17 protein-coding genes are annotated in these 19,340 nt (G+C 73.6%); 8 read left to right on the top strand and 9 right to left on the bottom strand.

Annotated elements, in window-relative coordinates:
• Nucleotides 1–77: 77 nt before the first annotated feature.
• From ACFYWL_RS03145 to ACFYWL_RS03135, 3 genes are all read left to right on the top strand, one after another.
• Complete coding sequence (locus ACFYWL_RS03145; protein WP_386966481.1) at nt 78–1,892, top strand: alpha/beta hydrolase; 1,815 nt, start codon at nt 78–80, stop codon at nt 1,890–1,892.
• Nucleotides 1,893–2,023: 131 nt separating this feature from the next.
• Nucleotides 2,024–2,965 carry a transporter substrate-binding domain-containing protein gene (locus tag ACFYWL_RS03140; RefSeq protein WP_386966478.1) on the top strand — a complete coding sequence of 314 codons (942 nt, stop codon included), beginning with the start codon at nt 2,024–2,026 and terminating at the stop codon, nt 2,963–2,965.
• Complete coding sequence (locus ACFYWL_RS03135; RefSeq protein ID WP_386966477.1) at nt 2,962–3,978, top strand: hypothetical protein; 1,017 nt, start codon at nt 2,962–2,964, stop codon at nt 3,976–3,978. Before ACFYWL_RS03140 ends, ACFYWL_RS03135 begins: the two co-directional genes overlap by 4 nt.
• Nucleotides 3,979–4,011: 33 nt before the next feature.
• On the opposite strand, the gene ACFYWL_RS03130 is transcribed toward ACFYWL_RS03135, so the two are convergent.
• A complete protein-coding gene (locus ACFYWL_RS03130; protein WP_386966474.1) occupies nt 4,012–4,755 on the bottom strand; it encodes a hypothetical protein in 744 nt (247 codons plus the stop codon).
• 479 nt (nt 4,756–5,234) lie between these two features.
• On the opposite strand from ACFYWL_RS03130, the gene ACFYWL_RS03125 reads away from it, so the two are divergent.
• The gene (locus ACFYWL_RS03125) at nt 5,235–5,375 is read left to right on the top strand and encodes a hypothetical protein (protein ID WP_386966471.1); all 141 of its coding nucleotides are present in this window, start codon (nt 5,235–5,237) and stop codon (nt 5,373–5,375) included.
• Between the two features lie 318 nt (nt 5,376–5,693).
• Nucleotides 5,694–6,338, top strand: a complete 645-nt coding sequence (locus ACFYWL_RS03120) for an MBL fold metallo-hydrolase (protein WP_386966468.1) — start codon at nt 5,694–5,696, stop codon at nt 6,336–6,338.
• A gap of 107 nt (nt 6,339–6,445) precedes the next feature.
• On the opposite strand, the gene ACFYWL_RS03115 is transcribed toward ACFYWL_RS03120, so the two are convergent.
• From ACFYWL_RS03115 to ACFYWL_RS03080, 8 genes are all read right to left on the bottom strand, one after another.
• Nucleotides 6,446–7,120 (bottom strand): hypothetical protein, encoded by a 675-nt coding sequence (locus tag ACFYWL_RS03115; RefSeq protein WP_386966466.1) that lies wholly within the window; start codon nt 7,118–7,120, stop codon nt 6,446–6,448.
• Between the two features lie 314 nt (nt 7,121–7,434).
• Nucleotides 7,435–8,598, bottom strand: a complete 1,164-nt coding sequence (locus ACFYWL_RS03110; protein ID WP_386966463.1) for an acyl-CoA dehydrogenase family protein — start codon at nt 8,596–8,598, stop codon at nt 7,435–7,437.
• Nucleotides 8,595–10,580, bottom strand: a complete 1,986-nt coding sequence (locus ACFYWL_RS03105; protein ID WP_386966460.1) for an acetyl/propionyl/methylcrotonyl-CoA carboxylase subunit alpha — start codon at nt 10,578–10,580, stop codon at nt 8,595–8,597. Before ACFYWL_RS03105 ends, ACFYWL_RS03110 begins: the two co-directional genes overlap by 4 nt.
• A 12-nt stretch (nt 10,581–10,592) precedes the next feature.
• A complete protein-coding gene (locus ACFYWL_RS03100; RefSeq protein ID WP_386966457.1) occupies nt 10,593–12,194 on the bottom strand; it encodes an acyl-CoA carboxylase subunit beta in 1,602 nt (533 codons plus the stop codon).
• Nucleotides 12,191–13,897, bottom strand: coding sequence for an acyclic terpene utilization AtuA family protein (locus tag ACFYWL_RS03095; RefSeq protein ID WP_386966455.1), 1,707 nt, complete (start codon nt 13,895–13,897; stop codon nt 12,191–12,193). Before ACFYWL_RS03095 ends, ACFYWL_RS03100 begins: the two co-directional genes overlap by 4 nt.
• A 32-nt stretch (nt 13,898–13,929) precedes the next feature.
• On the bottom strand, nt 13,930–14,535 hold the full coding sequence (locus ACFYWL_RS03090) for a TetR/AcrR family transcriptional regulator (RefSeq protein WP_386966452.1): 606 nt from the start codon (nt 14,533–14,535) through the stop codon (nt 13,930–13,932).
• Between the two features lie 288 nt (nt 14,536–14,823).
• The gene (locus ACFYWL_RS03085) at nt 14,824–15,567 is read right to left on the bottom strand and encodes a metallophosphoesterase family protein (RefSeq protein WP_386966449.1); all 744 of its coding nucleotides are present in this window, start codon (nt 15,565–15,567) and stop codon (nt 14,824–14,826) included.
• An 84-nt stretch (nt 15,568–15,651) separates the two neighbouring features.
• Complete coding sequence (locus ACFYWL_RS03080) at nt 15,652–16,329, bottom strand: Crp/Fnr family transcriptional regulator (protein ID WP_007073398.1); 678 nt, start codon at nt 16,327–16,329, stop codon at nt 15,652–15,654.
• Nucleotides 16,330–16,487: 158 nt separating this feature from the next.
• On the opposite strand from ACFYWL_RS03080, the gene ACFYWL_RS03075 reads away from it, so the two are divergent.
• Genes ACFYWL_RS03075 through nth form a run of 3 tightly spaced genes read left to right on the top strand, consistent with a single transcriptional unit; the run spans nt 16,488 to nt 19,310 of the window.
• Nucleotides 16,488–17,195 carry an adenosylcobinamide amidohydrolase gene (locus ACFYWL_RS03075; RefSeq protein WP_386966446.1) on the top strand — a complete coding sequence of 236 codons (708 nt, stop codon included), beginning with the start codon at nt 16,488–16,490 and terminating at the stop codon, nt 17,193–17,195.
• A gap of 56 nt (nt 17,196–17,251) precedes the next feature.
• Nucleotides 17,252–18,436 (top strand): CapA family protein, encoded by a 1,185-nt coding sequence (locus tag ACFYWL_RS03070; protein ID WP_386966443.1) that lies wholly within the window; start codon nt 17,252–17,254, stop codon nt 18,434–18,436.
• Nucleotides 18,437–18,491: 55 nt separating this feature from the next.
• On the top strand, nt 18,492–19,310 hold the full coding sequence (nth, locus tag ACFYWL_RS03065) for an endonuclease III (RefSeq protein ID WP_386966770.1): 819 nt from the start codon (nt 18,492–18,494) through the stop codon (nt 19,308–19,310).
• Nucleotides 19,311–19,340 lie beyond the last annotated feature (30 nt).

Below are 19,340 nucleotides of genomic sequence, written 5' to 3'. Positions count from 1 at the left end.
TCGTTGGCTCGGGTCCCTAGAGTGACGGGAGTCGGGGATGCCCCGACGTGTCCCGTTCCCCACCGGAAGGCAGCCGAATGCCACGTACAACCCGGTCTCTCGCCGCAGCAGGAATCGCGGGGATCGTCCTCGCCGGAACGGCCATCGCGCCGGCCGGCGCGGCACCGACCACCGCCGGCTTCGGTCGTCCGGCCACCTCGGACCGGACCGACCCCGTCGAGGCCCGGCGCGTCGACAGCGTGCCGACGCCGAAGCTCGACTGGTACGCCTGCTACGGCACCGCCGAGTGCGCCACCGTGCAGCTCCCGCTCGACTACGACAAGCCGAAGGGCGCCACCACCGAGGTGGCGGTGCTGCGGGTCAAGGCGCGCGACCAGAAGAACCGGATCGGCAGCCTCTTCGTCAACCCGGGCGGCCCCGGCGGCTCCGGCACCGACCTCGCGCTCGCCGCGCCGTACTTCCTCGGCGACGACCTGCTCGACCGGTTCGACATCGTCGGCGTCGACCCGCGTGGCGTCGCGGCCAGCGAGAACGTCAGGTGCTTCCCGTCGGTCAAGGAGCAGACCAAGGCGTACGCCGGGCTGAACGTGGCCTTCCCGTGGACGAAGGCCGAGGAGCGGGCGTACGTCGCCTCGTCCAAGGCGATCGGCAAGGCGTGCTCCGGCACCGGCAAGCCGCTCACCGGCGCCATGTCGACCGCCGAGGTCGCCCGGGACATGGAGGTGCTGCGCCGGGCCGTCGGCGACCAGAAGCTGAGCTACCTCGGCTTCAGCTACGGCACCGCCCTCGGGCAGTACTACGCCAACATGTTCCCCGACCGGGTCCGGGCGATCGTCGTCGACGGCGTGCTCAACCCGAACGCGTGGGTGGGCCAGGGCAAGGCGCGCAACCAGCTCCAGGAGACCCGGCTGGCCAGCGCCGACGGCGCGTACGCGGCGCTGCGGGAGATCCTGAAGCGGTGCGCCTCCGCCGGCCCGCAGACCTGCGCGCTCGCCGCCGGCGACCCCGTCGCCGCCGTCGAGACCGTGGCGACGCGGCTACGCAAGAAGCCGCTGGTGTTCGACGACCCGGACACCGGGGAGACGTACACGGTCAGTTACGCCGACTACGTCGGCGCGATGCTGAGCGACCTCTACGCCCCGTACGGCTACGACGACATCGTCGGGATGACCGCCGACCTGCTGGTGCTCACCGACCCGGCCGGGGCCACGGCGGCCCGCCGCGCCGACGCCCGCGCAGCGCTCGCCCACCGCGCCGCCACCGCCGCGACCCAGCAGGCCCGCCGTGGGTACGACTTCCCGTACAACAACAGCCTGGAGACCTTCCTCGGGGTGGACTGCACCGACGCGTACCACCCGAAGGACGCCGGCTCGTGGCCGGCGCTGGCCGCGAAGGAGGACGCGCGGGCGCCCTACTTCGGCCGGCTCTGGGCCTGGGCCACGTCGCCGTGCGCCCGCGACACCTGGACGGTGCGCGACGAGGATGCCTACACCGGGCCGTTCGACAGGCGCACCAGCGCCCCGGTGCTGGTGGTCGGCAACTACTGGGACCCGGCGACCAACTACCAGGGCGCGGTCACCTCGGCGGCGCTGCTGCCGAACAGCCGCCTGCTCAGCAGCGACAACTGGGGCCACACCGCGTACGGCACCTCGGCGTGCGCGACCGGCGCCATCGAGGCGTACCTGATCAACGGGACGCTGCCGGCCAAGGGCACCGTCTGCGTCGGCGACATCCAGCCCTTCGCCGAGCCGGCCGCCGGCGCGGCCGGCGCCCGGGTCACCGCGACGAAGGACGACCTGGCCCGGCGGGCCGCGCCGGCCCGGGGCGAGCCGAAGCGGCTGCCCCCGGTGGTCGCCCCGCTGCCGGCGGTCGGCACGCTGACCGTCCGCTGAGGACACCCGGGGGTACGGCGGGCGATCGGGCGTCCGCCGTACCCCCGGGGCCGTCGGATGGGTGACCACGCCAATGGATCCGATTGGCTACTGTCGGTGTCCCGCAGTTGCACGGGTCAGCGAGGTCGCCGATGAACCAGTTCCTCACCCGGTCCCGGGTCCGCTCCGTCGCCACCACCCTGGCGGTCGCCCTGACCCTGCTGCTCGCGGCTGCCGCCGGCTGTGACAGCCGGCAGGAGCCCCGCATCCCGTCCGTCAACGACAAGCTGCGCGAGACGCACATCTACGGCCAGCCGACGATCAAGATCGGCGTTTCCACGACCGGCCCGCTGATGGGCGAGCTGCGCGACGGCGTCTACACCGGGTTCGACATCGAGATCGCCCGGTACGTCGCCGCTCAGCTCGGCTACGCCGGCGACCACCGGATCGAGTGGGTGCCGGTGTCCACCGAGGACCGCATCCCCGCCCTCCAGGGCGGCTCGGTCGACCTGGTGGTCTCCACCTTCTCGATGACCGAGGAGCGCGCGAAGCTGGTCAGCTTCGCCGGCCCGTACCTGGTGACCACCCAGGAGGCGATGGTCCCCAACCGGCTCAAAGACAACATCCGCACCATCGAGGACCTGCGCGATCCCCGCTACAAGATCTGCACCAGCGGCGGCTCGACCACGGAGGCCGAGCTGGGCAGGCACCAGATCCGGGTGTTCGTGGTCAAGGAGGTCGGCGACTGCGTCGACGGCATCCTCCAGGGCCGGTACGACGCGGTCAGCTCCGACGAGACCATCCTCGCCGGCTTCCTCTCCCGACACCCGAAGGATTTCACGGTCGTCGACATGCCCTTCGGCACCAGCGAGCAGATCGGCGTCGGGGTGCCGATCAGCGACCCGGCGCTGCGCGACCTCGTCGCGTTCTTCCTCGACAAGAGCTACCAGCAGGGGCGCAGCGGGCAGAGCAGCCCCTGGCTCACCGCGTACCACCGGACCCTCGGGCCGTGGCTGCGGCAGCCGAAGACCCAGCCGCCGACGCTGGACGTCCCGGAGCTGGTCGACTTCGACGACAAGGTCCGCCCGTCATGACCGCACCGGTCGCCACCGGGCGCGACGGCGTGCACGCCCCCGGCGCGGCCGAGCGCCGGGCCCGCGCCAGCCAGTCGTTCTGGGCGGTCGTCGTGGCCGTGCCCGCCGTGTTCTCCGTGCTGCGGCTCGGCGTGGAGGCCGGCGGCGAACTCCAGACCACCCTGCTGCTGGTGGCCAATGTCGGGCCGGTCAACCTGCTCGCCGGGTTCCTCACCACGGCCGCCCGGCTGCTCGCCACCGGGCTGGTCGCGGTGTTCGCCCTCGGCGCGGTGCTCGGCGTCAGCGTCGACCGGCTGCCCGGGCACCGCCGCCCGCTCTTCGCCCGCTGGGCGGAGCTCACCCCGACCTGGTTCGTGCTGACCAGCTTCCTGCTCGCGCTGACCACCTGGCAGATCCTCTACCTGCCGCTGCTGCTGCCCGCGTTCGCCGCGGCGTTCCAGCTGCGCCCCGAGCGGCTGCACGAGCTGGCCGTGGCACGGGTGCTGATCGTCGCGGCCCTGCTCGGCGGCTGGCTGTTCCTGCTCGCACCGACCCTGCTCGACGCCTGGGGGCAGGGCGAACCGCTGGTCGTGGCGCTGCTCGTCGTGCCGCCCGTGCTCGCGCTCGCCATCGCCGGCCCGCTGCCCGGCGCGGTGATCCGGCCGCTGGCCTCGATCACCCAGGCCGCCGTGCTGGCCATGCTGGTCTGGGCGGCGCTGCCGGTGATCAGCACGCCGGTGCTGCCGCTGACCGTCACCACCGTGCAGACCGCGCCCGACACCACGGAGGACGTGCGCGGACACGTCGTCGTCGTGGACGACGTGAGCATGGTGCTGCTCCAGGAGCACGGCGGCGTCCGGTACGTGCCGATCGACCAGGTCAAGGCGCAGGTGCTCTGCCCGAGCGAGGGGGAGCTGCCCCGGCACCGGCTGCGGGTGCACGACTTCCACGTGGAGGACTCGCTGCTGGAGGCGCTGGGGCGGCGGGTCCGCCCGGTGCACCGCATCGACGCCGCCTGCCGCGCCACCGGCTGACCCACCGGGGCCGAGTGGCCCCGGCGTCACCGGTCAGGGGCAGGGCGGCGCATCCACCCCGAGCGGACCTCCCGCGACCAGGCTTCCCCGGAGCAGGCGGGCGTGCTCGGCGGCGTCGGTCAGTTCGGCGACGACCTCCGGGCTGGCCGAGGTGCCCACGGCGGTCCACAGCACGTCGACCGGCGTCGGGCCGGACAACCAGCGTCGCATCGACTCCTCCGCGCTGTCGTGCAGGGAACCGCCGAACGACCATCTGTCGATGACCTCGGCCAGGTGCCGCGCGGGGCCCTCGCCCGGTCCGTCCGCGAACCCGGCCAGGCAAGGCCCGACGTCGACCCCCAGCTCCGCGACTGCTGTCAGCAGGTCCCAGGCGGGCGTGACCGACGGGAACGCGGCGAGGGTCAGACGCCACCAGACGCGGACGAAGTGCTCGACCGCGTCCCGCTCCTCGGCCGGCCACGTCAGCCACTGCCCGCTGATCCGGCGGGTCACGGCGTCCGGCCAGAGCCAGTGCTCCATCTCCCCGGTGGCGTACGCCTCCAGCAGGCGGGGCACCAGGTGCGGCAGCTCCGTCCCGTCCCCCCACGTGCCCGGGTTCATGAGGTACCTGCCGAGTTGTTCCGGCGTCAGCTCCCGCAGCGGCGTCCGCGCGAAGAGTGCCACGTCGGCCGGGTCGACGCAGTGCTCGCAGGCGGTCATGTCGGGCGGCAGCGGGCGGTGGGCGAAGGCGGCGTACAGCCGTTCCACCGCCCGCTCGAACTCATGGTCTCGCCGCACGCCCCCAGTATGCGGCCGGGCCGACACCACTGCGGACCCCCGGGCTCACCGAGAGGCGATCACTGTGCGTGATGACTGCGCGGGCTGGCTCCGCCGCGTGGTCGATCTGACTCTTCGTTATCTTTCTTCGACCTCGCCAGACATCTCCCGTCCCGTTTGCTCTGCACCCCTATCCGCAACACCCGCCGTGAGCTGGGCATGGCTGAGAACGAGAGCGCGGGGGAAGGTGATGGTGGGTTGCGCTGCGTGATTCGTTGCGTATCTGGGTGCAGAGCAAAGGGGGTCGCCGGGGTGGTGGCGTCGGGTCAGATGGTTGCACTGTGTCACGCCTTGGTGGGGAGCGGCGGGTGCGGACGTGCCCGCTGCGACCGTCGGAAGTGATCGCGGGCAGTTGCGGCGATTGTGCGCAGCGTAGGCAGGCTGGGCGTTCCGGTTCGCGCCGGACGGGCAGCCGGCCGCCCTGCCACCGAGGAGTTCTCATGCTTCTGCGTCGTACCGTCGGGCTGATCGTCACGGGCGGCCTCGCCGCCGCCGCGCTCCTGGCCCCGGCCACGCCGGCGGTCGCGGCCGTGACCGCCGGCGCGGTCTTCAAGAACCCGACGGTGGCCACTTCACGCTGACCCGGGTGTCGAACGACCTGTCGGCCGCGTACGACCGGGGGGTTAACGTGCGGGTCGTGGTCGACAGCCAGTCCCGCTCCTACCCGGCGGTGACGGGCCTGGTCGCCAAGCTCGGCACGAACCGGGCCGCTGCCTCCTGGGTGACCGTCTGCACCACCGACCGGGCCTGCATCGGCAGAACGCCGAGCGGTACTGGAACAACGCGGTCACCATCGTCGGCAACACCGCCGTCTACATCTCCTACGTCGCCTACCACGGCGACCTCGCCGCGCCGGACGACGCACCCCGGGCCCGGCTGACCGGGTCTATATTCCGATCATGGCGGAATACGACGGATCAGCCCCCGGGGTACGCGAGCTGACGGCGCTGACCCTGAGCAAGATCTCGGTCGGGCCGGGCGACAACAACTGCTACCTGCTGCGCTGCCGCGCGACGGGCAGCCAGTTGATGGTGGACGCGGCGAACGAGCCGGAACGGCTGCTGGAGCTGTGCGGCGGGCGGCTCGACGCGGTGGTGACCACCCACCACCACCGGGACCACTGGGAGAACGGCCTGCCCGACGTCGTCTCGGCCACCGGTGCGCGCACCTACGCCGGCGCGCCCGACGTGGACGGCATCGCGGTCCCGACCGACGTGCCCCTGGCCGACGGCGACGTCGTCCGCTGCGGCGAGATCGCCCTCGAGGTCATCCGGCTGACGGGCCACACGCCCGGCGGCGTCGCCCTGCTGTACGACGACCCGACCGGCCACCTGCACCTGTTCACCGGCGACTCGCTCTTCCCCGGCGGGGTCGGCAACACCTTCGGCAACGCCGACGACTTCGCGTCGCTGTTCACCGACGTCAGGACGAAGGTCTTCGACCGGCTGCCGGACGACACGTGGGTTTACCCGGGCCACGGCCGCGACACCACGCTGGGCACGGAGCGGCCGGCGTTGGAGGAGTGGCGCGCCCGCGGCTGGTGACGTCAGCCCTGGTCCACGCCGTAGGTCTCCGAATACAGTCGAAATCTTGGTACGAAAGCGCCCCCGGAGGGGCCCATCCGTACCAAGATTGCCGGCAGGACTCGGGGTCAGCAGGCCTGGCGTTGGCCCGTGTAGTGGACGCCGGCCCTGCCGATCACCGTCTCGTCGCCCAGGCCGGTGTTCGCGCCGCGTGCGATGTAGCAGGAGTACCGGTGCTGGTTGATCACCTCAAGGTGCACGTGGGCGCCGCTGTCGCCGTTGACCTGGTAGCAACTGGAGTAGCGGAACCGGCCGGTCTCGCCGAGCTTGGTCCACGGCCCCACCGTTGCGCCCACGGCGATGCCGCCGGGCTTGTTGTTGACGTGCATGACGTCCGCGCGGGCAAGGATCTGACCGGTGGTGGTGTCCCGCGCCTCCAGCCCGATGCGGTAGCCGCCGTCGGCGAGGTTGCCCGTGGCGCAGCCCGGGCGGACGGTGACGACCGTGACGGCGACCGGATGGCCGGACGCGGTCTTGGAGCCGAAGGGGGAGACGATGGTGCCGCCGGGGTTGCGGTAGATGTCCACCGCCCAGTCGTTGGTGTAGCCCCAGTTGCCGAAGACGATGTGGTGGGAGGCGGGGCCGGATTCCCCGAAGCGGTCCCAGGTCGAGGAGCCCTGGATCGGCGGGTAGACGCTGACCCGGTCGCCGTCGGGGTGAGCGCTGGCGGCGGCGGCCGGCGCGACTGCGGCACCGAGCGCGAGGACGACGGCTGCTGCCGTACGGGCGAACCTGAGGTGCATCGTTCCTCCGGGGTCTCCTGGTGAGGCGGGCAGGACCGGTCCGGCAACCGGTGGGCAGCGGCGGCCCGGCGATGTCCAGAGATGCTATACCTGTCGATCTATCGATTTTTGCCCTGTTGCCGGCTGACCGCCGAGGCGGGGCGGGGAGGCAAGGAGGCGGGCCTGTGTCGAAGGGGGGAGACGTGGGACGAAGATCGTGCTCAATCCTGGGAAGAGTGGCCTCCGACCGGGAGCATTGCCACTCTTTCCCTGATTGAGCGCGATCTTGTCCTCCAAGTCGACGAGACGGGGGTGGGCTGGCGTCGACACAGGATTCAGTACGACTTGTCCTGGCCCAGGACGTGCTGGGACACGAAGTTGAGGATCATCTCCCTGCTCACCGGGGCGATCCTTCCCGCCCTTACCGCGCCCAGCAGGGTCGCCACGCCGTACTCCGTGGTCATGCCCGCGCCGCCCAGCGCCTGCACCGCCGTGTCCACCGCGAGCGCGGCGGCCTCGCCGGAGGCGTACTTGGCCATGTTGCCGGAGACGCCGGCCTCCAGGTCGCGCCCCGCGTCGTACAGGGTGGCCGCCTTGTAGATCATGAGGCGGGCCAGTTCCACCTGCACGGCCGCGTGCGCGAGCGGGTGCGACACGGCCTGGTGGGTGCCGATGCTCCGGCCACCCCAGACCCTGCGGGTGGCCGTGTACTCGCTGGCGCGCTCGATCGCGTACCGGCCGGTGCCGACGCCCATCGCGGCGACCGTGATGCGCTCCGGGTTGAGGCCGGTGAAGAGCGCGGGCAGGCCGGCGTCGAGCGAGCCGCCGACCAGGGCGTCGGCGGGCAGCCGCACGTCGTCGAGGTAGAGCATGAACTGGTTCTCCGGGGAGACGATCTCCATGTCCAGCTTGGCGCGGGTCAGCCCGGGGGCGTCGGTCGGCACCAGGAACAGCGCCGGCTTCAGCCTGCCGGTCGCCGCGTCCTCGGTTCGGGCCACCACCAGCACGAACTGTGCCTCGTCGACGCCCGAGATGTAGCACTTGCGGCCGGTCAGCAGCCAGTCGTCGCCGTCGCGGCGGGCCAACGTGCCGAGCCGGTGGAAGTTGGACCCGGCCTCCGGCTCGGTGATCGCGAAGACCACCTTCAGCATGCCGTCGGCCATGGCGGGCAGGAAGCGGGCCCGCTGCTCCTCGGTGCCGTGCCTGGTGACGATCGTGGCGACGATGGCGGGGGAGACCACGAGCAGCAGCAGAGGGCAGCCGGCGGCGGCCAACTCCTCGCAGACGATGGCCAGCTCGGTGATGCCGCCGCCCCCGCCGCCGTACCCGGTGGGGATGTTGACGCCGAGGTAGCCGAGCCGGGCGGCCTCCTCCCACAGCTCGGTGGTGTGCCCGCCGGCCTTCGCCTTCTCCACGAAGTAGCCGTGGCCGTACTTGCGGCCCAGCGCCCGGACGGCGTCGCGGAGCTGCTCCTGCTCGTCGGTGAGGTCGAAGTTCATGACGCTGTCTCCTCGGGGGTGGTGACGACGGCCAGCACGGCGCCGGTGTCGACCTGGCTGCCGGCCGGCACCGGCAGCTCGGCGACCACGCCGTCGGCGGGGGCGAGCACGGGGTGTTCGAGCTTCATCGCCTCCAGGGTCAGCAGCAGGTCACCGGCGGCGACCCGCTGACCGACCTCGACGTGCACCCGGGCCACCGCGCCGGGCAGCGGCGCGAGCAGCGACCCGGCCGCCAGCTCCGCCGTGGGCAGCGGGAAGCGCGGCAGCTCGGTGAGGCTCGCCGCCCCGTCCGGGCCGTCCACGAAGACCTGCGACTTCACCCGGTGTACGGAGTACGCGCGCCGCACGCCGTCGACGTCGAGGGTCACCCGGTCCGGGGCGGCGGCGACCAGCACCACGCTGGGCGGGAGGGAGTGGTCGCCCGAGGACGCCGCGCAGTCGGCGAGCGCGCCGGTGCGGTCCAGCCGGTAGCGCACCTCGATCTCGCCCCCGTCCGGCCCCGCGTACCGGGTCACCTGCGGGAACGCCGGCACGTTGCGCCAGCCCGAGGGGAGCCCGGCGAGCACCGTCGCAGTTGCCCGGCGTGCTGCGGCCGAGGCGAGCGCGGCGGCGAGGGCGGCCAGCGGCAGCTCGCCTGCGGGCAGCAGCGGGGCGAACACGTCGGGGTGCCGGTCGAGGAAGCCGGTGTCCACCTCGGCCGCGGCGAACGCGGGGCTGCGTAGCACCCGGACCAGCAGGTCCCGGTTGGTGGTCACCCCGTGCAGCTCGGCGCGGGCCAGCGCGCCGGCCAGCAGCCGGGTCGCCTCCGCCCGGGTCGGCGCCCAGGCGACCAGCTTCGCCAGCATCGAGTCGTAGTGCACGCCGACCGTCGAGCCGTCCGCCACCCCCGAGTCGAGGCGCAGCCCTTTCGTCGGCCCGAACTCGCCCGCCACCTGCGGGACCGCGAACCGGTGCAGGACGCCCGTCGCCGGCCGGTGGTCGCGCGCGGGGTCCTCGGCGCACAGGCGTACCTCGACGGCGTGGCCGTCGGTCGGCGGGGTCGCCGCCAGCGGCAGCGGCCCGCCCTCGGCGACCAGCAGTTGCAGGCGCACCAGGTCCAGCCCGGTGACCGCCTCGGTGACCGGGTGCTCCACCTGGAGGCGGGTGTTCATCTCCAGGAAGAAGAACCGCCCGTCCGGGGCGAGCAGGAACTCGACCGTGCCCGCGCCGACGTACCCGACCGCGCGGGCGGCGGCGACGGCCGCGGCGTGCAGCCGCTGCCGCACCCCGTCGGGCAGGACCGCAGGGGCCTCCTCGACGATCTTCTGGTGCCGGCGCTGGATCGAGCAGTCCCGCTCGCCCAGCGCCACGACCGTCCCGTGGGTGTCGCCGAAGACCTGCACCTCGACGTGCCGGCCCCGCTCGACGTACCGCTCGACGAAGACCGTGCCGTCGCCGAACGCCGCCGCCGCCTCCCGCCGCGCCGAAGCGACGGCCTCGGCGAGCCCGGCCGGGTCGGCGACGACGCGCATGCCGCGCCCGCCGCCCCCGGCGGACGCCTTGACCAGCACCGGGAAGTCGGTGATCTCGTCGTGCTCGGTCCAGGTGGGCAGCATCGGCACGCCAGCGTCGGCGAGCAGCGCCTTCGCCGCCACCTTGTCGCCCATCGCGGCGATCGCCTTCGCGGGCGGCCCCACCCAGGTCAGGCCCGCGTCGGTCACCGCCGCGGCGAACTCGGCGTTCTCGGCGAGGAAGCCGTAGCCGGGGTGCACGGCGTCCGCGCCGGTGCGGCGGGCCGCGTCCAGGACGAGGTCGACCCGCAGGTACGTCTCGGCGGGCGTGCTCCCCGGCAGGCGTACGGCCAGGTCGGCCTCGGCGACGAACGGCGCGTCGGCGTCGGCGTCGGAGTGCACGGCGACCGTGGCGACGCCGAGCGCCCGGCAGGTGGCGAAGATCCGGCGGGCGATCTCGCCCCGGTTGGCCACGAGCAGTCGGGTGATCATGAAAGGAGCTCCCTACATCCGGAAGACGCCGAAGCCGTCGGCGCCCCGCACCGGCCCGCCGTGGATCGCCGACAGGCAGAGCCCGAGGACGGTACGGGTGTCCCGGGGGTCGATCACCCCGTCGTCGTAGAGCCGGCCCGAGAGGAACAGCGCCCCGGACTGCGACTCGATCTGCTGCTCGACCATCGCCCGCATGGCGGCGTCGGAGTCCTCGTCGAACTCCTGCCCCCGGGCGGCGGCGGCCTGCCGGGCCACGATCGACAGCACCCCGGCCAACTGCGCCGGCCCCATCACCGCCGACTTCGCGTTCGGCCAGGTGAACAGGAACCTCGGCTCGTACGCCCGCCCGCACATGCCGTAGTTGCCGGCCCCGTACGACGCGCCCAGGTTGACCGTCAGGTGGGGCACCTTCGAGTTCGACACCGCGTTGATCATCAGCGCGCCGTGCTTGATGATGCCGCGCTGCTCGTAGGAGGTGCCGACCATGTAGCCGGTGGTGTTCTGGAGGAAGACCAGCGGGGTGTCGGCCGCGTTGGCGAGCTGGATGAACTGGGCCGCCTTCTGCGCCTCCTCGCTGAACAGCACGCCCCGGGCGTTGGCGAGCACCCCGACCGGGTAGCCGTGCAGCTCGCCCCACCCGGTGACGAGCGCCGTCCCGTACGCGGGCTTGAACTCGTCGAACTCGCTGCCGTCGAGCACCCGGGCGAGGACCTCGCGCGGGTCGAACGGCACCTTCAGGTCGGCGCTGACGACGCCGAGCAGCTCCTCCGGGTCGTGCTTCGGCGGGGCGGGGAACGCGGTACGCGGCGGGGGACCCTGCTTGCGCCGATTGAGCCGGCGGACGCACTGCCGGGCCAGCCGGATGCCGTCCCGCTCGTCCTCCGCGAGGAAGTCGGCCAGGCCGGACCTGGTGGCGTGCATGGCCGCGCCGCCGAGGGACTCGTCGTCGGTGACCTCGCCCGTGGCCATCTTCACCAACGGCGGCCCGGCCAGGTACACCTGCGACCGGTCCCGGATCATGATCACGTGGTCGGACATGCCCGGCACGTACGCGCCGCCGGCCGTGGCGTTGCCGAACACCACGCTGACCGTGCCGATGCCCTCGGCCGAGAGCCGGGTCAGGTCGCGGAACACCCGCCCGCCCGGGATGAAGATCTCCGCCTGGGTGGGCAAATCCGCGCCGGCGCTCTCCACCAGGTTGACCATCGGCAGCCGGTTGGCGAGGGCGATCTCCCCGGCCCGCCGGGTCTTGGCCAGGGACCACGGGTTGACCGCGCCGCCGCGTACCGTCGGGTCGTTGGCGACGACCAGGCACTCCACGCCCTCGATTACGCCGATCCCGGTGACCACGCCGGCCCCGACGGGGAAGTCCGTCCCGTAGGCGGCGACCGGCGACAGCTCCAGGAACGGGCTGTCCGGGTCGAGCAGCAGCTCGATCCGCTCCCGGGGCAGCAGCTTGCCGCGCTGGTGGTGGCGGGCCACGTACTTCGCCCCGCCGCCCGCGCGGGCGGAGTCGAGGGCCGCGTCCAGCTCGGCGAGCCGCGCCAGCAGGGCCTCCCGGTTGGCCCGGAAGGCCGGCGCGGCCGGGTCGAGCGTGCTGTCCAGTGTGCTCACCGCTGCATCTCCTCCGTCGGCAGGTCGACGACGCGGGAACGCAGCAGCTCGCCCAGCGCCTTCGCCTGCGGGTCGAACCGGGTCGACGCGGCCACCCCCTGCCCGAGCAGCCCCCGGATCACGAAGTTCACGGCGCGCAGGTTCGGCAGCTCGTGCCGCTCGACGGTCAGCGGGGCGGTCTCCGGCAGCAGCTCGGCCAGCCGCTCGACGGTCAGCCAGCCGCGCAGCCACGCCCACGTGGCGTCGGTACGCGCCCAGACGCCCAGGTTCGCGTCGCCGCCCTTGTCGCCGGAGCGCGCCCCCACCACCTCGCCCAACGCCCCCCGCCGCGTGCACACCGGGTGCAAGGAAGGGCCCCCTGTTAACGCATTCTGTTGTACAGGGGGCCCCTGCAAACAACTCGCCGGCGGGGGAGCGATCAGCACCCGCTCGCCCGACGGCAGGACGGCCACGTGCTCCACCGCGTCCTGCGGCACGGCGTCGGCGGTGAACACCCCGTACGCGGTGGCGTCGCCGGGCAGGGTGGTCAGTGTGCAGCCCGGGTATGAGGCCAGCGCCAGCTCCACGGCGGCGGCCGAGAACGCCCGTCCGGCCCGCGCCCTGTCGCCGTCCCGCAGGTGTACGTGCAGCAGCGCGCTCGCCGCCTCCGTGTCCCCGGAATCCGGGTGGTCGGTGCGGGCCAGCACGAACTCCAGCCCCGCCGGGCCGACCGCCGCCTCCAGTTGGCCCCGGACCAGGGCCGCCTTCGCCGGGATGTCCAGCCCGCACAGGACGAACGTCATCGAGTTGCGGAACCCGCCGAGGTTGTTCACCCCGACCTTGAGGGTGGGCGGCGGGGGCGCGCCCCGGACCCCGGTGACGCGCACCCGGTCCGGCCCGTCGGCGGCCAGCTCGACCGTGTCCAGCCGGGTCACCACGTCGGGGCCCAGGTAGTCGGTGCCGCCCACCTCGTACAACAGTTGGGCGGTGACCGTCTCCACGGTGACCGCGCCGCCGGTGCCGGGGTGCTTCGTGACGACCGAGGAGCCGTCCGGGTGGATCTCGGCGATCGGGAAGCCGGGGCGGTGCCCGCCGTCGGGCAGCTCGGTGAAGAAGCTGAAGTTGCCGCCGGTGACCTGCGCCCCGCACTCGATGAGGTGCCCGGCCACGGTCGCCCCGGCCAGCGCGTCGAGGTCGCCGCGCCCCCAGCCGTACCGGGCGATCGCCGGCCCGACCGCGAGGGAGGCGTCGGTGACCCGGCCGGTCACCACGACGTCCGCCCCGGCGTCGAGGCACGCGGCGATCCCGAAGGCACCCAGGTACGCGTTCGCGGTCAGCGCGTCGGGGCGGGGCAGGGCGTCGCCCTCGACGTACCCGATGCGGGCGGTGAGGCCGAGCCGGTCGGCGAGCGACCCGATCGCGGCGGCCAACCCGGCCGGGTGCAACCCGCCGGCGTTGGTCACGATCTTGACCCCGCGCTCCAGCGCCGTGCCGAGGCACCCCTCGAGCTGGCGCAGGAACGTCTTCGCATACCCCAGCGCGGGGTCGCGCAGCCGGTCCCGGCCGAGGATCAGCATGGTCAGCTCGGCCAGGTAGTCGCCGGTCAGCACGTCCAGCTCGCCGCCGTCGAGCATCTCCCGCCACGCGGTGGCCCGGTCGCCGTAGAAGCCGGACGCGTTGCCGACCCGCAGCGGTGCCGTGCGCAGGTCCGTGCGGTCGACCATCGTGCCTCCAGTGCCGCCGGTCGGGCGGGCCGTCAGGGGGTGAGCAGGGTGGCGAGCTGGCGCTTCCAGGTGGTGAGCAGGGCGGCGCGGCGGGCCGAGTCGTCGCTGAGCAGGTTGGCCACCCCGAGCCCGCGCAGCAGGTCGAGAGTCGCCTGCACGGCCTCGCGGACGCCGGGGCGGCGCTCGTCGACGCCGAGCAGCGCCACTGTCAGCCGGTGCATCTCCCGGCCGACCTGCCGTTCGAGCGGGACCAGGGCGGCGCGCAGCTCGGCGTCGGTGCGGGCGGCGACCCAGAGTTCGAGGGCGGCGACGAAGAGCGGGCCGGTGAACGCCGCGCCGAGCAGGTCGATCACCCGGTCGAGCCGCTGCGGCCCGGCGGGCAGCGCCTCGGCCTCGGTGCGCAGCTCGTCGGCCCGGCGCTCGGCCAGGTGCGCGACGGCGGCGGTGACCAGGGCGGCCTTCGTGGGGTAGTGGTGCAGCTGGGCGCCCCGGGACACCCCGGCCCGGGCCGCCACGACGGTGGTGGTCGTGCCGGACCAGCCGTGCTCGACCAGGCACTCGACGGTCGCCTCCAGCAGCCGCGCCCGGGTGGCGCGGCTGCGCTCCTGCTGAGGGACGCGGGTCGATGCGGCGGTCACGGGGACAGCGTGCCGCCGCAAAAACAAACAGTCAAGAATGACTTTTTCTGTGTGCGTCGGCCGCGTTCGTGGGCTTCGGCCGTGGCGGGTGCGGGCGCGCCCTACGTAGCTGATCCCTACGTAGCTGATGTCGTGAACGACTCACCGGGCGATGTCGCAGACGACTCAGCTCCACAGCGTCCCGCGGAGGCGGGCTGCCCGGCACCCGCGACTGCCCGGCACCCGCGACCCGCGGCTGGCCGTTGCCCGGTGCCCGCCGGTGCCCGCCGGTGCCCGCCGGTGGCCGGGTCAGCGGCCGTCGCGGGGGGCGAAGACGGTCAGCGCCTCGGCGTCGCTGTGCCGGGAGCGCAGGTACTCGTCGGCCCAGCCGGCGGCGTCGGGGAAGCCGGACTCCGCCGCAACCCGCGCGCACGCCGCGTCGACGTCGAACTCGGTGCGCCGTAGCTGCACCCCCGGCCCGAGCAGCGCCCAGTGCGCCCCCGGCCCGCCGTACGGCATGCCGACGCTGCCCGCGTTGACCACCAGGCGTCGGTCGACCAGCCGGGCGTACGGCATGTGGGTGTGCCCGCAGACCACGGTGCGGACGTCGGCCGGCACGTCGGCGAGGACCTCGGCCCAGCGGGACAGCCGGGAGTCGACGAGGACGACCTCCTCGTCGTCGCGGGGGGTGGCATGGCAGAACAACACCTCGCCCAGCCCGGCGACCGGCAGGGTCACCGTGGGCGGGAGCGCGGCCAACCGGGCGACCTGCTCGTCGCGGAGCTGCCCTGCGGCCCAGTTCGACACCTCGAACGCGGACGGCCGCCCGGCCCGCGCCTCGACCAGCTCCCGGTCGGCGTTGCCGCCCACCCACACGGCGCGCCCGCCGAGCCCGGCGAGCAGGTCCAGCACCTCGACGGGCTGGGGGCCGGCGGCGATGTCGCCGGTGAGCACGATCAGGTCGGCGGCGGCCACGTCCGGCTCGGCCAGCACCGCCTCCAGCGGGGGCAGCGCGCCATGGACGTCGGAGAGGACAGCGACTCGTTCGAACATCTCCCCACGGTGGCCCGGCCCGGTCGGGAGGCCCAGGGATTCTCCGCCGGGCAGAACCCGACCGGGGCGCGCGGGTGCGAGCGGTCAGACGCGGGCGCGGCGGGCCAGGCGCTCCGGGTCCAGGATGATGATGCTCTTGCCGTCCAGCCGCAGCCAGCCGCGCGAGGCGAAGTCGGCCAGCGCCTTGTTGACGGTCTCCCGGGACGCGCCGACGAGCTGGGCGATCTCCTCCTGGGTCAGGTCGTGGGTCACCCGCAGCACGCCGCCGTCGCGGGTGCCGAACCGCCCGGCCATCTGGAGCAGGTTCTTCGCGACCCGCCCGGGCACGTCGGTGAAGATCAGGTCGGCCAGCGAGTCGTTCGTGCGGCGCAGCCTGCGGGCCAGCACCCGCAGCAACTGCTCGGCGATCTCGGGCCGGTTGTTGAGCCACGGCCGCAGGGCCTGCTTGCGCAGGCGCACCAGACGGGTGTCGGTCACCGCGGTGGCCGTCGCCGTGCGGGGGCCCGGGTCGAACAGCGACAGCTCGCCGACCATGTCCGACGGGCCCATCACGGCGATCAGGTTCTGCCGGCCGTCCGCCGCCCGGCGACCCACCTTGATCTTGCCGGACAGGAGGATGTAGAGACTGTCGCCGGGCTCGCCCTCGTTGAACACGACCTCGCCCTTGCGGACCTCGATCGTCTCCATCTCCTTGGCGAGCGCCTCGGCAGCCTCCGGGTCGACTCCCTGGAAGATCCCGCTGCGAGCCAGTACCTCGTCCATCGCGCACCTCCGCCTGCGCGTGCCGTCTTCTCGGCCGGGCCGCCGTCCGCTGATCCCTCGCGCGAGGCCAGTCTAGGCGCACGTGAGCGGTAATCAGAGCCGCACCCCTGGGAAACCCCTGGTCCCCCTCGCCGCGCCCGGGACGTAGGGTCGGCGGCGTGCTGACCGAGCCGACCCTGACCAGCCGCCACGAGGACGGCCGGGACGTCCCGCTGCTCGTGTGGCGCGCCGACCGGCCGTTACTGAGCGTCAGCTCCGCGCCACTCGGCGGCGGGATCGGCGTACGGCACTGGGTGGTCAACGCGACCGTGCCCATGTCGTACCACCGGGACGACCCGGCCGACCACCTGGCCGAGCTGGCCGACCAGCTCGGCCTCGGCGGGCCCGGCGTCGGCCTGCTGACCGGCGTCGACGTGGCCGAGGTGGTCGCCCGGGCCGACGCCGGGGTGCGGGTCTGGGCGACCGTCGGGCTGGGCAACCACGTCCAGGCCGCCGCCCCTGACCCCGCCGCCGCGCCCGATCCCGCCGCCGCGCCCGACCCGGCCCGGCGCGGCGCGCCCGCCCAGCGGGTCGGCACGGTCAACATCGTGGTCGAGGTGCCCGCCCGGCTCGGCGACGCGGCCCTGGTCAACGCGGTGGCGACCGCGACCGAGGCGAAGGCGCAGGCGATCCGGGAACTCGGGCTGGCAGCCACCGGCACCCCCACCGACGCGGTCACCGTGCTCTGCCCGGCCGGCGGCGAGCCGTCCGCCTACGGCGGGCCCCGCTCCGCCTGGGGCGCCCCGTTGGCCCGCGCGGTGCACGCCGCCGTGCTCGCCGGCGGGTCCGGCACCGTGGTCCCCTGGTCCGAACGGCGCACGGCCTGATTTTTCGGCCGATCGGCCATCGTCACCGCGTATCCCGCCCGGTAGCGTCGCGGGCGATGTATGCCCCCGCCCGCCCCGGCCCCCGTCCCCGCCTGCCCCGCGCCCGTGCCGCCCGCCCGCGCCGCCGCGCCCCGCTCGCCCTCGGCGTGCTGCTCGGCACGCTGCTCGTCGCCGGCTGCGGCGAGGCCGCCGAGGCGCCCTCCTGGCAGCCCGGCGTCCGCACCGGGGCGACCGGCACCGCCGCCCCGTCCCCCTCGGGCGAGACCCCGACGGGCAAGGTAGAGAGCGTGTCGCTCTCGGCCACCGGCGACATCATCATGGGCAACGCGCCGAACCGGCTCCCGCCGAACGGCGGCAAGGGCTTCTTCGACTCCGTCAAGGAGGCGCTCGCCGCCGACCTGGTGATGGGCAACCTGGAGGAGCCGCTCACCGTCGACACCGGCACCGGCAAGTGCGGGGCCAACTCGACCCGGTGCTTCCAGTTCCGCGCCCCGCCGGAATACGCGGCGCACCTGCGTGACGGCGGGTTCGAGCTGCTCAACCAGGCGAACAACCACGGCTACGACTACGGGCCCAAGGGCTACCGCAACACCCAGGCCGCGCTGGAGAAGCACGACCTGGCGCACACCGGCGCGCCCGACCAGATCACCGTGGTCGAGGTCGAGGGCGTCAAGATCGCCGTCGCGGGCTTCTCGTCGTACGTCTGGTCCAACAGCCTGGTCGACATCGATGCCGCCAGCGAGGTGATCAAGAAGGCGGCCACCATGGCCGACCTCGTCGTCGTGCAGGTGCACATGGGCGGCGAGGGCGCGGACAAGACCCGGGTGCGCCCCGGCACCGAGATGTTCCTCGGCGAGAACCGGGGCGACCCGATCAAGTTCTCCCACGCCATGATCGACGCGGGGGCGGACCTGATCGTCGGCCACGGCCCGCACGTGCTGCGCGGCATGGAGTTCTACCAGGGCCGGCTGATCGCCTACAGCCTCGGCAACTTCGCCGGCGGCGGCAACTCGCTGAGCAACAACGGCCGGCTCGGCTGGGGCGGCGTGCTCAAGGTGTCGCTGAAGCCGGACGGCAGCTTCGCCGGCGGGTCGTTCGCCTCGACGTACATGAACTCGATCGGCAAGCCGACCATGGACCCGGACGACCGGGGCCTCGGCCTGGTCCGGGAGCTCACCCGGCTGGACTTCCCGAAGAGCGGCGCCCGCTTCGACGACGAGGGCCGGATCACCGAGCGGTGAGCCGGCGGCGGGCCGGGCGGTTGCCGGGCGCGGCCGGGCCGCGTGGCTCGACGGGCTGTCACCGGGCCGACGTAGGCTTTCCGTCGTGACCACCAGTCCCCCCGGAGCCAACGAGACCGACCTCGGCCGCACGCGTCGCGCCCGGAAGATCCACCGGGTGCTCACCCAGACACACCCCGACGCCCACTGCGAGCTGGACCACAGCAATCCGCTGGAGCTGGCCGTCGCCACGATCCTGTCCGCCCAGTGCACGGACAAGAAGGTCAACGAGGTCACCCCGAAGCTGTTCGCCCGCTACCCGACGGCCGCCGACTACGCCGGGGCGGACCGGGCCGAGATGGAGGACTTGATCCGGCCCACCGGCTTCTACCGGAACAAGACCAACTCGCTGATCAGGCTGGGCCAGGCCCTCGTCGAGCGGTACGACGGGCAGGTCCCCGGCAAGCTGGACGACCTGGTGACGCTGCCCGGGATGGGCCGCAAGACCGCCAACGTCATCCTCGGCAACGCCTTCGGCGTCCCCGGCATCACCGTCGACACGCACTTCCAGCGGCTGGTGCACCGCTGGCGGCTGACCGCCGAGACCGACCCGGTGAAGATCGAGCACGCGATCGGCGCGATGTTCCCGAAGCGCGACTGGACGATGCTGTCGCACCGGATCATCTTCCACGGCCGGCGGGTCTGCCACGCCAAGAAGCCGGCCTGCGGCGCGTGCACGCTGGTGAAGCTCTGCCCGTCGTACGGGACGGGGCCGACCGAGCCCGCGCCGGCCGCGAAGCTGCTCAAGGGCCCCCGGGCGCGGGACCTGGCCGTCGCGGCGGGCGTCGACCCGGAGCTGGTGCCGCAGCAGGCGGTCGCCGCGGAGGCGCCGTGACGCACCGCCCCACCGCCCGGCGTCGGCCGT

Source organism: Micromonospora sp. NPDC002575 (assembly GCF_042889525.1).
Taxonomy (GTDB): Bacteria; Actinomycetota; Actinomycetes; order Mycobacteriales; family Micromonosporaceae; genus Micromonospora; species Micromonospora carbonacea.
The sequence above is the reverse complement of the archived record's forward strand: the minus strand, read 5'-3'. Positions and strand labels throughout refer to the sequence as shown.

Coding starts and splice junctions, on each gene's coding strand:
- ACFYWL_RS03115 (WP_386966466.1), bottom strand. CDS start 7,120: ATGCACCTCAGGTTCGCCCGTACGGCAGCAGCCGTCGTCCTCGCGCTC.
- ACFYWL_RS03080 (WP_007073398.1), bottom strand. CDS start 16,329: ATGGACGAGGTACTGGCTCGCAGCGGGATCTTCCAGGGAGTCGACCCG.
- ACFYWL_RS03085 (WP_386966449.1), bottom strand. CDS start 15,567: ATGTTCGAACGAGTCGCTGTCCTCTCCGACGTCCATGGCGCGCTGCCC.
- ACFYWL_RS03110 (WP_386966463.1), bottom strand. CDS start 8,598: ATGAACTTCGACCTCACCGACGAGCAGGAGCAGCTCCGCGACGCCGTC.
- ACFYWL_RS03095 (WP_386966455.1), bottom strand. CDS start 13,897: ATGGTCGACCGCACGGACCTGCGCACGGCACCGCTGCGGGTCGGCAAC.
- ACFYWL_RS03140 (WP_386966478.1), top strand. CDS start 2,024: ATGAACCAGTTCCTCACCCGGTCCCGGGTCCGCTCCGTCGCCACCACC.
- ACFYWL_RS03135 (WP_386966477.1), top strand. CDS start 2,962: ATGACCGCACCGGTCGCCACCGGGCGCGACGGCGTGCACGCCCCCGGC.
- ACFYWL_RS03070 (WP_386966443.1), top strand. CDS start 17,252: ATGTATGCCCCCGCCCGCCCCGGCCCCCGTCCCCGCCTGCCCCGCGCC.
- ACFYWL_RS03105 (WP_386966460.1), bottom strand. CDS start 10,580: ATGATCACCCGACTGCTCGTGGCCAACCGGGGCGAGATCGCCCGCCGG.
- ACFYWL_RS03125 (WP_386966471.1), top strand. CDS start 5,235: ATGCTTCTGCGTCGTACCGTCGGGCTGATCGTCACGGGCGGCCTCGCC.
- ACFYWL_RS03145 (WP_386966481.1), top strand. CDS start 78: ATGCCACGTACAACCCGGTCTCTCGCCGCAGCAGGAATCGCGGGGATC.
- ACFYWL_RS03120 (WP_386966468.1), top strand. CDS start 5,694: ATGGCGGAATACGACGGATCAGCCCCCGGGGTACGCGAGCTGACGGCG.